The 12,755-nt window shown below is 68.7% G+C and carries 13 protein-coding genes; 8 read left to right on the top strand and 5 right to left on the bottom strand.

The annotated features are described in order from the left end of the window. Positions 1-47: 47 nt before the first annotated feature. On the bottom strand, positions 48-611 hold the full coding sequence (locus ACFE7U_RS05070; RefSeq protein ID WP_375408643.1) for a sugar O-acetyltransferase: 564 nt from the start codon (positions 609-611) through the stop codon (positions 48-50). A gap of 159 nt (positions 612-770) precedes the next feature. Between ACFE7U_RS05070 and thiE the strand changes: the two genes are divergently transcribed. From thiE to ACFE7U_RS05055, 3 genes are all read left to right on the top strand, one after another. Further along, positions 771-1,481, top strand: coding sequence for a thiamine phosphate synthase (gene thiE / locus ACFE7U_RS05065; RefSeq protein WP_375408665.1), 711 nt, complete (start codon positions 771-773; stop codon positions 1,479-1,481). 41 nt (positions 1,482-1,522) lie between these two features. Further along, complete coding sequence (gene thiD / locus ACFE7U_RS05060; protein ID WP_375408642.1) at positions 1,523-2,329, top strand: bifunctional hydroxymethylpyrimidine kinase/phosphomethylpyrimidine kinase; 807 nt, start codon at positions 1,523-1,525, stop codon at positions 2,327-2,329. A 108-nt stretch (positions 2,330-2,437) separates the two neighbouring features. Then, a complete protein-coding gene (locus tag ACFE7U_RS05055; RefSeq protein WP_375408664.1) occupies positions 2,438-3,067 on the top strand; it encodes a helix-turn-helix domain-containing protein in 630 nt (209 codons plus the stop codon). A 27-nt stretch (positions 3,068-3,094) separates the two neighbouring features. Here the strand turns inward: ACFE7U_RS05055 and ACFE7U_RS05050 are convergent, their stop codons facing one another. The 4 genes from ACFE7U_RS05050 to ACFE7U_RS05035 all read right to left on the bottom strand — a co-directional run bounded on the left by ACFE7U_RS05050 (position 3,095) and on the right by ACFE7U_RS05035 (position 7,786). Next, positions 3,095-4,135, bottom strand: coding sequence for a sensor histidine kinase (locus ACFE7U_RS05050; protein WP_375408641.1), 1,041 nt, complete (start codon positions 4,133-4,135; stop codon positions 3,095-3,097). After that, positions 4,122-5,633 (bottom strand): ATPase domain-containing protein, encoded by a 1,512-nt coding sequence (locus ACFE7U_RS05045; protein WP_375408640.1) that lies wholly within the window; start codon positions 5,631-5,633, stop codon positions 4,122-4,124. Before ACFE7U_RS05045 ends, ACFE7U_RS05050 begins: the two co-directional genes overlap by 14 nt. Positions 5,634-5,846: 213 nt before the next feature. Next, positions 5,847-6,764, bottom strand: a complete 918-nt coding sequence (locus tag ACFE7U_RS05040; protein WP_375408639.1) for an alpha/beta fold hydrolase — start codon at positions 6,762-6,764, stop codon at positions 5,847-5,849. An 11-nt stretch (positions 6,765-6,775) separates the two neighbouring features. Further along, positions 6,776-7,786: an SDR family oxidoreductase gene (locus tag ACFE7U_RS05035; RefSeq protein ID WP_375408638.1), complete on the bottom strand. Its 1,011-nt coding sequence runs from the start codon at positions 7,784-7,786 to the stop codon at positions 6,776-6,778. 165 nt (positions 7,787-7,951) lie between these two features. Here ACFE7U_RS05035 and ACFE7U_RS05030 point away from each other — a divergent pair, with 165 nt between their 5' ends. The 5 genes from ACFE7U_RS05030 (at position 7,952) to ACFE7U_RS05010 (ending at position 12,710) form a co-directional block, all read left to right on the top strand. Then, on the top strand, positions 7,952-9,055 hold the full coding sequence (locus ACFE7U_RS05030; protein ID WP_375408637.1) for an OpgC family protein: 1,104 nt from the start codon (positions 7,952-7,954) through the stop codon (positions 9,053-9,055). Further along, a complete protein-coding gene (locus ACFE7U_RS05025) occupies positions 9,010-9,903 on the top strand; it encodes an SGNH/GDSL hydrolase family protein (protein WP_375408636.1) in 894 nt (297 codons plus the stop codon). Before ACFE7U_RS05030 ends, ACFE7U_RS05025 begins: the two co-directional genes overlap by 46 nt. 115 nt (positions 9,904-10,018) lie before the next feature. Next, positions 10,019-11,392 (top strand): lipopolysaccharide biosynthesis protein, encoded by a 1,374-nt coding sequence (locus ACFE7U_RS05020; protein ID WP_375408635.1) that lies wholly within the window; start codon positions 10,019-10,021, stop codon positions 11,390-11,392. 80 nt (positions 11,393-11,472) lie between these two features. Then, positions 11,473-11,892 carry an FKBP-type peptidyl-prolyl cis-trans isomerase gene (locus tag ACFE7U_RS05015; RefSeq protein WP_375408634.1) on the top strand — a complete coding sequence of 140 codons (420 nt, stop codon included), beginning with the start codon at positions 11,473-11,475 and terminating at the stop codon, positions 11,890-11,892. A gap of 98 nt (positions 11,893-11,990) precedes the next feature. Further along, the gene (locus ACFE7U_RS05010; protein ID WP_375408633.1) at positions 11,991-12,710 is read left to right on the top strand and encodes a gamma-glutamylcyclotransferase; all 720 of its coding nucleotides are present in this window, start codon (positions 11,991-11,993) and stop codon (positions 12,708-12,710) included. Positions 12,711-12,755 lie beyond the last annotated feature (45 nt).

Below are 12,755 nucleotides of genomic sequence, written 5' to 3'. Positions count from 1 at the left end.
CTAGCCAGATGACAGTGACGTTGCTCTTCGCATATCGCTGACCGGGGTCAACGTGGTGGATTCGCCAGTGCGCGCGCGGGGTTGCCGACGACGGTGGCACCGTCCGGAACGTCCCGCGTCACCACGCTGCCGGCCCCTATGATGGCGTGGTCGCCCACCGTGACGCCGGGCAGGATGAGGGCGCCGCCGCCGATCCACACGTTGCTGCCGATCGAGATGGCCTTTGCGAACTCGAAGCCCGCCTCGCGCTGCGACGCATCGCGCGGATGGTCGGCGGTGAGGATCTGGACGCCCGGACCGATCTGCGTGCGGTCGCCGATGGTCACGTATGTGACGTCGAGGATGACGCAGCCGAAATTCAGGAAGGCGCTCGTGCCGAGGCTGATGTTGGCGCCGTAATCGCAGTGGAAGGGCGGCCGCACCACCGCCCCTTCGCCGACCGAGCCGAAGCGTTCCCGCAGCAGGGCGCGTCGTTCCCGCGGCGCCAGGGCGAGGCTGGCGTTGTAGCGCACGAGCCAGGCCCGGCACTCCTCGGCATCGGCGTGCAGCTCGTCGTCGTCGGGGTGGTAGATCTCCCCGGCCAGCATCTTCTCCTTCTCGGTCTTCGCCATCGTATCCTCCCTCTGCCCCGGAATGCCGAGATGGGACCGCCGGCCTCCCTTGGCCAGCAGGCAGGCCTCACTTGGTCAGCAGCATTGCGGATCGACGGCTTCCTGCCGGCGCGCGCTGGCTCTAACTTGAGCGAAACTGCAGATAGGGAGGCCGTCACGGTGATCGGACAGGAGAACGCGGCGGGATCGACCGTGGCGGTGGATCTGCGCCTCTACGGCATCCTCGACGTCGGGGTCTGCGGCGCGGATGGATCGCGCCTCAAGGCCATGGCGGCAGAGGCGGCCGCAGGGGGCTGCACCCTGCTCCAGTACCGCGAGAAGGACATCGCCGATGCCCGCGCGGCCCTGGCCCGCATCAAGGCGATCCACGCGGCCTTGGCCGGTACCGGCGTACCGCTCCTCGTCAACGACCGGGTCGACCTGGCGCTGGCGGCCGGCGTCGAGGGCGTCCATCTCGGTCAGAGCGACATGCATCCCGCCGACGCCCGGAACCTCCTCGGCCGCGGGGCGATCATCGGGCTGACGCTGAAGACCGGCGCGCAGGCCGACGAACTCTACAGGACGCCGGCGGACTATGCCTGCATCGGCGGCGTCTTCGCGACGGCGAGCAAGGACAATCCGGATCCCCCGATCGGTCTCGACGGCTTCCGCCGGGTCGCGTTCCGTGCGCGCCTCGCGCGGGGCAGCGGGTTCCCGCTCGGAGCGATCGCGGGCATCGACGCCAGCAACGCGGCGGCCGTCATCGGTGCCGGCGCCGACGGCGTCGCGGTGATCTCGTCGCTGTTCGGCGGCGATTCCGTCGAGGGTCGCGCCCGCGACCTGCGCGACCGGATCGATTCCGCTCTCGCGGCGCGCGGCATCGCCGCGTAAGCTCCTGACAAATCGTTGAACGCCAGCCTCCACGGAACGCCATGACACCGATCGCCGTCACCATCGCCGGGTCCGATTCGAGCGGGGGCGCGGGAATTCAGGCGGACCTGAAGACCTTCGCGGCCCTGCGCGTCTACGGCGCCAGCGTGATCACCGCGCTCACCGCCCAGAACACGATGGGCGTCCAGGGGATCCACGACGTTCCCGCGGCCTTCGTGCTGGCACAGATCGAGAGCGTCCTCTCGGACCTCGCCGTCACGGCCGTGAAGATCGGGATGCTGTCGCAGGTCGAGACCATCGTGGCTGTGGCCGAAGGGCTCGCGCGGCACGCGGGAGGCATCCCGATCGTCCTCGATCCGGTGATGGTGGCCACCAGCGGCGACCGGCTCATCACCGACGAGGCCGTCGCGGCCCTGCGACAGCATCTGCTGCCGTTGGCCGACCTCGTGACCCCGAACCTGCCGGAACTCGGCTGCCTCATCGACGAGCCGCCGGCGGACAGCGAGAACGCCGCCGTCGCGCAGGGACGACGGCTCCTCACGCTCGGCGCCCGCGCCGCCCTGATCAAGGGCGGCCATGCCGACGGGACCGAGAGCATCGATCATCTCATGGGCGCCGACGGGACCATGCGGCGCTTCTCCGCGGCGCGCATCCCCACGCGCAACAGCCACGGCACCGGCTGCACCCTCTCGGCGGCGGTCGCGGCGGGGCTCGCACGCGGGCTTCCGCTGGCCGAATCCGTGGCGCAGGCCAAGCGCTACGTCACGGCCGCGATCGCCTCCGCCGACACCGTCCCGGTCGGTCGCGGACACGGTCCGGTCCACCACTTCCACGCCCTCTGGCGCTGATCGGCGGACCCCGCGAACCCGATCTCCAACCTTGCGCCGGATGCCGGAATGCGTTTGTAGTAGCGTACGATCGTCCGGTTAACGGAACAAGGCGTGGGTTCGGCGGTGATGCAGGATGAGGTGACGACGGCGGAGCGGGGTCGCCCGCGGGACGTCCTGACGGGCGCGCAGGTCCTGTCGGGCCAACTCGGCAAGACGATCCAGCGGTTGCGCAAGGCCTACAACCTGTCGCTGTCGGAGCTGGCCGAGCAATCCGGCGTGGCGAAATCGATCATCAGCCAGATCGAGCGCAACGAGACCAACCCGACGCTCGCCACGATCTGGCGCTTGAGCCAAGCCCTCGATGTCTCGATCGAGCGCGTGCTCGCGACCAGCGACGAAGAGCCGTTCATCGAGAAGATCTCGCGGGCCGATACCCCGAACCTGATCTCCGAGGACGGACGCGTCCGGCTTTCGATCGTCGGCTGGATCAAGACCGTCGAGTGGCTGCAATGGTACGAGGTCACCGCAGAGCCGGGCGGCGTCCTCGACTCGGACCCGCATCAGCGCGGTTCGGTGGAATCCCTGACGGTGACGGAAGGCTTGTTCGAGGTCGACGTCGCGGGCACCCATCACCGCGCCCGTGCGGGCGAGACACTCCGCTATCGCTGTGACCGTCCCCACAGCCTGCGCTGCATCGGCGAGACGCCGGCCAAGGCCATCATGGTGGTGATTATGAAGGCCGCCGTGATGGAGTGACCGGGTCACCGGTCACGTCCCGATCCGTCAGTAGGTCGGCACCAGGCGTTCCTCCGCGAGCGGCACCTCCATGTGGAAGTGGAGGCCGGTGGCGGCGTACTCGATCGCGACGATCGCACTGCATTGCTGCGCCAGCACCCTCTGCAGCAGCGTCGAGCCGAAGCCCTTGCGCTGTGGCGGGGCGACGGCCGGCCCGCCCGATTCGATCCAGTCGAAATGCAGGGTCCGCTTCGCCTCGCCCTGTTCCACCGACCACAGGACGCGGATGCGGCCTTCCGGCAGGGTCAGCGCGCCGTGCTTGGCAGCATTGGTGGTCAACTCATGGATCGCCATTCCGGTCGGCACCGCAAGGTCGGCGGCAAGCTCGACCTCCGGACCGTCCAGGATGATCCGTGTCTCACCTACATCGTTGTAGGGGCCGAGTTCGTTGCGCAGGAGGTCCTCGAGGGGTGCCGTCTGCCAGTAATCCTCGGTGAGCAGGTTGTGCGTCTTGCCGAGCGAGACAATCCGGTCGGAAAACGAGTGGTAGAAGGTCTCGACGTCCTTCGTCGATCGCGCCGTGGCGCCGAGGAGCCCCTGCACGGTGGCCAGCGTGTTCTTCACACGGTGGTGCAGTTCGCGGATCAAGAGGGCCTGGCGCTCATGGGTGCGCTGGCGCTCGACCAGGTGGGCCTCGACTTCGCGCTGCCGCCGCCGCGCCCGCAGGGCGGACCGGACGGCGTTGGCGAGCACGGCCGGATGGAACGGCCGCTCCAGAACAGTGACGTTGCCGAGGAGGTCGGTGAGGCGGCGATCCGGCATGCTGCCGCGCAGGCTCAGGAGAATGAAGGGAAAGTCCGACCAGGGTGGCTGAACCTCGACCCATTGCGCGATGGCGCGGCGGTCCCAACGCAGCAACGCCTCCTCGGTGACGACCGCGCAGGCTGCCCGGTCGAGTTCCGCGACCAACATATCGAGGTTTGGCTTGGCTTCGGAGGCGATGCCGACCTCGTCGAGGATGGCCGAAGCGACCTGGGCATCACGACCGGCCGGCGCCAGGATGAATGCGACGCGGTCACGCTGCTCCATCTGTGCCTCTGTCCCGCATCAAATCCCGACGCTCGCCTTCGTAGACAGGCACGCCGGTGAGGACGCCGCGGAAATCGGTGAGGGGCTCGCCGACCCGCAAGCCGCCGCCATCGATCTTGAATTCGCGGATGGTGTCCTCGTGAGGCCCGGTGCGCTTCTTCAGCACGGACAGCGCCCGGCGCACGCGGCCCGACGCCTCGAAGAAGCGCAGCATCACCACGGAGTCGCTGACATAGGTGAGGTCCACCACGGAATCCATGCGGCCGACCATGCCGTGCTGGGCGAGGATCAGGATGGTCACGATGCCGAGTTGATTGAGGTAGGTCAGCATCTCGTGCATCTGCAGGACGAGGTAGGGCTGGTCCGGCATCGCGCTCATGTAGCCGGTGAGGCTGTCGATCACGACGAGGCGTGCACCGTCCGCTTCGACGGCGTCCCGGACGCGGCCCGAGAACTCGCCCGGCGAAACATCGGCCGGATCGATCTGCTCGATCCGCAGAAGGCCCGATCGCAGATAGGGGGAGAGGTCCATCCCGACGCCCACTGCCCGCTGCATGAGAATCCCGGTGGTCTCGTCGAAGCTGACCACCAGGGCAGGCTCGCCGCGTTTCAAAGCGGCGAAGAGGTAGCACAGGGCGAGCGTCGATTTGCCGGCGCCGGACGGCCCGATGATCAGCGTGCTGGTGCCGTTGTCCATGCCGCCGCCCAAAGCGAGGTCGAGTGCAGGGACGTCGCATTTGGCCACCCCAGGAACGAAGGCGCGGTGATGATCCCCCGGGATCAGGCGCGGAAACACCCGGACACCGCCCTGCTGGATCACGAAATCATGGTAGCCGGCCTGATACTGGGTGCCTCGCATCTTGATGACGTTGAGCCGTCGCCGGGACGTGCCGTAGCTCGGGGTGATCTGTTCGAGCCGGACCACCGCGTGGCTGATGGAATGCAGGTTGAGGTCGTCATCCTCCGCGCTGAGGTCGTCGAGCATCAGCACGGTCGCATCGTTGATGAGGAAGTAGCTCTTGAGTGCCAGGACCTGACGTCGGTACCGCAGCGAGCCCTGCGACAGCAGCCGGATCTCCGAGAGGCTGTCGAACACGACCCGCACCGGCTTGACGCGTTCGATCTCCGCCAGGGCCATCTGGACGGTCTCGCCGAGCTCCAGGTCGGAGGAGTGGACGAGACTCTGCTGGGTCTCGGAATCGAGGCTGAGCTCGGGCGGCACCAATTCGTAGATGTCGACGCCGTCCAGCGACCAGCCGTGCCGCTCGGCCACGGAGAGGAGTTCGCGCCGGCTCTCCGACAGGGTGATGTAGAGGCCGCGCTCGCCCCGCCGCACGCCGTCCATGAGGAACTGCATCCCCATGGTGGTCTTTCCGCAGCCCGGGCGCCCCTCGATGAGGTGAGCGCGGTTCGCGGCGTAGCCACCGGACAGCACGTGATCGAGACCGGGCACCCCGGTCGGGATCGGTGCGGCGTCGGGAACGGTGTGCGTGGTCATGGGCGTACTCGGTACATCGTTGCGGCGTCGAGATGGTTCGAAGGCGACCTCGTCACGGTGAACGTCAAAAAACGCGCCATGGCCACGGGCTACGTGCGATCGCACTCACGGAATCCGTCCCATGTGGTCGGCATACAACCCTCGACCGGGCCGAACGGATCAGTCGGCTCCCAAACGGCCGCACCGGTCCGGTCTTCCGATGGTTGCGGCCGATCACCGACGGCCGATCGCAAGCGCTGCCGCGATCACTTCCTCCGTGTGAAAGTGGTGGAGCATGTGACCGGCGCCGCCGATGAGCTCGAATTGCGCATCGGGGATGAGCTGGGCCGCGTTCCATCCGTGGAACATGGTGGAGACGACGATGTCGGAATCGCCTCCGAGGATGTGGACCGGTGAGCGGCAGGTGGCATAGCTCATCGCCGAACGGGCGAGGCCGGGCCAGAGCGCCATGGCATCCTCCCCGTTGGCGATCATCGGGGCCGGTCGGCGCGCCCACGCGAACGGAAATTCCGCGGCGAAGCGCGGCGGCATCTGCTGAGGCAGGAACATCGCGCGCCACAGCAGGGGCATCAGGGCGGTGTCGACGACCGCTCCGCCGGTGAACGCGAGGGCGTCTCCCAGCACCGGGATGGCACGCGGTCCGAACAGGACATTCTCGAGCCGCGGCTCGGGAAAGCAGATCGGCGCGATGGCGACGACCCCGGCGATCTCGTCGGGAAAGCTCATGGCATAGGACAGCGCGACCGCGCCGCCGAAGGAGTGCCCGACGATCACCGGCCGGTGCAGGCCGAGGGCCTGGACGGCATCGCGAATGATCTCCGCCTGGGTCCAGGGTGAGCCGTCCGTCAGCCGGATGCGGTCGCTGGCACCGTGGCCCGGACGATCCACGGCGATGACGCGAAAGTGCCGGCTCAGCGCCGTCATCGGCCCGAGCCACATATCCTCCAGCGTCAGGAGCGCGCCGTGGATGAGCACGAGGTCGGGGCCGGAGCCGGCCTCCACATAGGCGATCCCCCTGCCGCCCAAGGCCCGCACGACCCGTCGATCGGGGGACGTCCCCCGTCCTTGGCGGGGCGGGAGCGCGAGCACGTTCGATCCGCCCTCGCGGAAGGCGGTGTCGGCGACCGGCATCGGTGCCATCCCTACCGTCGTCCGCCGCGAGCGCCGAGGCCGGCGACGATGGCGATTCCTGCAAGGCCCAGGGCGACCGCCGTGGTCGACACCGGGTGCAGGCTCATGCGCGTATAGGCGCTCGACGGCATCACGAAGCCCGGGTGATCTCCCCGGGTCCGACCGTCGGGTTTCGCCGAATGGAGCGAGCCCGCCGGATCCCTGGGGCGTTCGTTTCGCTTCTGGAAGGACGTGACCAAGGGTGCGAGGGCGTCGTAGGCGCCCGGGGCGAATTCCTTGAAGCTCGCGAGCGCCTTGGCGCCGCCGCCGACATAGACGTCGCGCACGGGATGAACGGCGGCGTGGAGGATGGCATTCGCGACCTCTTCCGGGCGGTAGACCGGCGGCGGCAATTTCGGCTCCGACTCCGTATAGTTGCGGGCGTGCTGCGGCAGCGGCGTGTCGATCGAGGCCGGCTTGACCAGCGTCACCGAGACGGGCGCGTCCTCCTCCAAAAGTTCCATCCGCAACGTATCGGTGAAGCCTTTGATGGCGTGCTTGCTGGCGCAGTACATGCCCTGCAGCGGGAAGGCGAGATCGGAGCCGAGGCTGCCGACGTTGATCAGGGTGCCGCCGCCCTTCCTGAGGTGGTCCACCGCGACGAGGGAACCCAGCACCGTGCCCCACAGGTTCGTCCTGAGAAGGCGCTCGTGGTCCGCGTCGCTCACCTCCCACAGGCGGCCGTAGATCGTCAGCCCGGCATTGTTCACCCAGGTATCGAAACCACCGAAGGCCGACACGGCTGCTGCCGCCACGGCCTCGACCTCCCGACGCTCCCCGACATCCGCCGTCACCGCGATCGCATGACCGCCGGACGCCTCGATCTCCGACCGGATCGTCTCGAGCGCCTCGCCGTTCCGCGCCACCAGCACGACCTTCGCGCCGCGCTTGGCCGCCATGCGTGCGGTCGCGAGTCCGATGCCGCTCGAAGCGCCCGTGATGACGATGACCTGTCGGTGAAGTGGCTTGTGGGATAGAGGCATCTGGGATCCAGGAAGAGGTGAGCGAGGACGTCGCGTGCCAACGTTTCACGCTCGCCACTGGTTCGAACCGCAGCGTGATCGGGCGGGAACGGCCTTTGCAGATCGGGGGGCGAGGCCTATCAGGGCCACCCTCAAGCCCAACCGACCGCCGGAGCCGACCTGACGATGCGCGACCCGAACGCGATCGATTTCTGGCGCGGCCTTGCCCTGGTGACGATCTTCATCAACCACATCCCGGGCAACACCTTCGAGCGCTACACCTACTCGCAATACGGCATCTCGGACGCGGCGGAGCTGTTCGTGTTCCTGGCCGGATGGTCGATCGGCATCGCGACCCATGCGCGCGACGGCGCGCCCGAACCGGCCCTCACCAGCGTGCTGCGTCTCCTGTCGCGCACCGTCGAGGTCTATCGGGCACAGATCACCACGATGGCGGTAGCCCTCGCGATGATCGCCGGAACGGCGCTCGTCCTCGACAATCCGATCATCCTCGAATGGCACAATGCCGGCGGGTTCTTCGCCGACCCGATCCAGACCATGGTCGGTTTCGTCCTGCTCACCCACCAGCTCGGCTTCTTCAACATCCTGCCGCTCTACGTGCTGCTGATCGGGATCGCCCCGGTCTTCGTCTTGATCGCCCGACTGAGCCGTACCGTCGCACTGGGGCTGTCCGCCGCCCTCTACGGCGCGAGCCTTGTCTTCGAATGGAACCTGCCGTCATGGCCGGGCGAGGGTGACTGGTTCTTCAACCCGTTGTGCTGGCAGCTCCTCCTCGTCCTCGGCTTCGTCCTTCAGGGTTGGCACCGCGAATTCCCTCTGCTCCGACTCTGGACGAAACGTCTCACGCCACTGGGGCTCGCCATCGTGGCGCTTGGGATCGTGCTCTCTGTGTGGGAGTTGCGGCCCGATCCGCTGCTGGTGCCGGAGCCGCGGCTGCTGTTCACCTTCGACAAGACCTACCTGTCGCCGGCTCGGCTCATCCATTTCGTCGGTGTCCTGCTCGCCTTCCAATCCGTCTACGGCTTCGTCGCGCCGCGCCTCGGTCCGGTGGTGCGCTACCTGTCCGGGCTCGGCCGCAACTCGCTTGCCGTCTTCTCGATCGCCTCCCTCCTGAGTCTTGCGGCGCAATTCGTCAGATTCCAGACGGGCGGCGGTGTATTCATTGACTGTTCGGTCGTATTGTCTGGGTTGACTGCTCTGGGTATCACAGCATGGTTCGTCGAATGGCGCTCGCGAAAGCCACGGCCCTCGTCTTCGGCCTCACGCTAGGCTTCGTCGCACAGGCGGCTCAGTCGCAGGCGACCCCGACCGTCGTGTCGCCACCGAGGTCGGTCGCGACGGAGGGTGCCGAGACCCCCGATGCGACCCTGTCGCCGGAATGCAGGGTCCCGAGTTCGAAGCTCTACGCCCTCAACGGCCTCACCGCGGTGAAGGCCGCGCTGGCCGAGAAGCGCCCTGTCCGCATCCTCGCCGTCGGGGCGCCGGCCGCAAGCGCGGGCGCGTCGACCTCCTATCCGGTGAAGCTCGAATCGGCGCTGGAACGGTCGATCCCGACCATCGACGTGGAGATCGAGGGCCGCGGCCTGCCCGGCGAGATCGCCTCCGGGGCCGCCGAGCGGATGCGGGCCATGGTGGCGGAGTTCGAGCCCGATCTCGTCATCTGGCAGGTCGGCACCCACGATGCCCTCGCCCGTGTCGATATCGAGGTGTTCGCCGACGCGCTGACCGATGCGGTCCAGTGGATCAAGTCCCACGACATGGATGTCGTACTGGTCGACCCGCTCTACACCGCGAGCCTCGCCGACGACGCCTATTATTCGAGCATCGTCCAGCGGGTGAAGGCGATCGCCGCGCGTGAAAAAGTGCCGCTGGTGCAGCGCTACGAGGCCATGCGCTATCTCGCCAGTCATGCCGGCGACAAGGGCGAGGCCCACATGCTCGGCCAGCAGTTCCGTCTGAATGATCTCGGTCTGCGCTGCATGGCCGAGCATGTCAGCCGCGCCATCAGCCTGTCGCTGCTGCAGACCCCGCTGGCGACGGTCGCGCCATCCACGGAAGGCGCGCGAGCGGCCGCACCGGCGGAAGCATCGCCTGCCGGCGAACCGGCGAGCCGCTGAGGTTTAACCTCGCCGCAACGCCCTTGGCCTAGGATGTCGGTCTAGCGCGGTATCGCCTGAGCGGCGAGTGGCCGGAGGCCCCGTGACGGTTCCGGCGACCACCCGATCCATTCCGATGCAAGCCTTCGTCGGAATCCGCCGGAACGGGCAGCCGGGATACGCCATCCCTGCACCGGTCGTGTCCGTCGGCCGTCGGGCTTCTCATGCCGCGCTGACCGTCTTCGCGATCCGGATCGCGGCGGCCGGATTCGCCTATCTGGCCCAGGTCCTGATGGCCCGGCTGATGGGGGCTACCGAGTACGGTACCTTCGCCGCGATCTCGGTGTGGATCGCGATCCTCGGACATTCCGCGACCCTCGGGTTCTCGCAGGGCGCCTGCCGCTTCATCCCGGCGGACCAGGCCGGCGACGATCTCGACGCGGTGCGGGGGTTCATCCGGGGCGGAGCGGCCCTGTCGGCGGCGGGCGGCCTGGTGCTCGCCGGCCTCGGTCTCGCCGCAGTCGCGATCGAAGGATCGCTGCTCGCCGGTCCCTATGCCGCGCCGATCCTCGTCGCAGCCCTCGTTCTCCCGCTCTTCGCCCTTCAGGATTATGGCGAGGGCGTCGCCCGCAGCCAGAACTGGGCCGTTCTCGCCATCGCGCCGCCCTACCTCCTGCGCCAGGGCTTGATGATGGTCGCGATGGTGGTCGCGGTCGGCGCCGGCGCCCCACCCGAAGCCTGGATCGCCATGGCCTGCCTCGCGGGCGCCACCGGTCTCGCCCTGATCGCCCAGGTCGGCGGCCTGATCCTGCGGTTGGCGCGCGCGATCCCGGCCGGACCCCGCCGCTACCGCTGGCGGGTATGGATGCGTGCCTGCCTTCCGATCGCGGCCGGCGACCTCGCCGCCGCGGCCTTCGGCGTGGTCGACGTGCTCGTCCTCAGCCTGATGACGACGCCGGCCATCGTCGGGCTCTACTTCGCGGCGACCCGTATCCAGCAATTCGTCGCGTTCGTCGCCTTCGCCGCCACCGCCGCGACGGCCCAGCGTTTCGCCGCCCTGTCGGCCTCGGGCCAGCACCACGCCCTGCAGCGGCTCGTCACCGACCAGGCCCAACTCACCGCCCTCGGAACGGTCGCGGTCGGCGCCGCCATCCTGACGGGCGCGCCCTGGCTCCTCGATCTGTTCGGGCCTGCCTTCCGGGGAAGCCTGCCGGTCCTGGCGATCCTCGTTGCCGGCAGCGTCGCCGCGAGCCTGTTCGGGCCGGGAGAGCACCTTCTGACGATGCTCGGCGGCGAACGCCTGGCGGCGGCGATCACGCTGGCCACGCTGTTGCTCGCGGCGATCCTGTGCTGGGCCTCCATCCCTCGGTTCGGCCTCATCGGGGCGGCCTCGGCCATGGCGGCGGCGGCGGCGATGCGGGCCATGGCAATGGCGGTGGCGGCGGACGCGCTTCACGGGATCGCCAGCCCCGTCATCGCGCTACCGTCGCAGTGGCGACGCGGCCGCTGACATCCATTGCCCCTCGGCAGAGGATGGGAGCCTGTGCTAACGGACCGCCTCGGCACGTCAGACAGGACACGTAACGCCGCATGTCACGCACCCTCAGCCTCATCGCCGGAGCCACGTTGATCGCCATGACAGCATCCGCCTCAGCCGAATTCGTCACGATGCCCTCGGGCCTGAAGTATCAGGACGAGGTCGTGGGCACCGGACCAGAGCCGAAGGCCGGCCAGAAGGTCGACGTCCACTACACCGGTTGGCTCGACGAGAATGGCAAGCCCGGCAAGAAGTTCGATTCCTCCCGCGATCGCGGCACGCCCTTCAGCTTCACGCTGGGCGCCGGCCAGGTCATCGCGGGCTGGGACGCCGGCGTCGCCACGATGAAGACCGGCGGCAAGCGCCGCCTCGTGATCCCGCCGGAGCAGGGCTACGGCGCCCGCGGCGCCGGCGGCGTGATCCCGCCCAACGCCACCCTCATCTTCGACGTCGAACTCCTCGGCGCGCGCTGAGGCGACGGCCGGGGCGCGCAAGCGCGTCCCGGCCTGCCCAAATCTTGCTTGGCCGCAGTCCTTCCTGGCCGCTGGGCCGGGCGACGCCGAGAGAGGTCATGTCCGCCCGCCGTCTGGCCCTCACTGTAGACCTCATCGCCGGGGCCCATCCGGGCCTGCTGGCGGACGACGCCACCGCCATGCCCCTCCTGGGCGATGCCGAAGTCGAGGCGGGCCTCGATACGTCGTTGAGCGCCATGCCCGCCTCCATCGACGCTGCCGCCGGACCCTGGGTGTTCGGCTACGGCTCGCTGATCTGGCAGCCGGAATTCTTGGTCGTCGAGCAGCGCATCGGCCGCGTCCGCGGCTGGCACCGGCGCTTCTGCCTGCTGCAGCGGCGCTTTCGCGGCTCGGCGGACCATCCGGGCCTCGTCCTGGCGCTGGTCGCCGGCGGAATCTGCAACGGCGTGGTCTTCCGCCTGCCGTCGGGCAACCTGCGCGACGTCCTGATGCCGGTCTGGCGCCGCGAGATGCGCGGCAACGGCTACCGCGCCCGCTGGGTGCCGGTGGACACGGCCTCGGGCACGGTCACGGCCCTGACCTTCGTGGCGAACCCGGCCTGCGACCGCTACACCGGCCGCCTCGACGAGCCCGCGATCGCCAGCCTCATCGCGTCGGCCAATGGCGGGCTCGGCCCGAGCGCGGAGTACCTTCGCCGAACCGTGCTGGCCTGCGCCGAACTCGGCATCCACGACCGCCACCTCTGGTCGCTTCAGGCCCTGGTGGCGGAACGGCTGCGGGCGGGCGCCTCCGGTGGCCTCATCGCTCGGTCAGCTTGAGCTCGATCCGACGGTTGCGGGAATAGGATTCCTCGCTCGATCCCG

Origin of the sequence: uncultured Methylobacterium sp. (assembly GCF_964251405.1) — a bacterium.
Classification (GTDB): domain Bacteria; phylum Pseudomonadota; class Alphaproteobacteria; order Rhizobiales; family Beijerinckiaceae; genus Methylobacterium.
The sequence above is the reverse complement of the archived record's forward strand: the minus strand, read 5'-3'. Positions and strand labels throughout refer to the sequence as shown.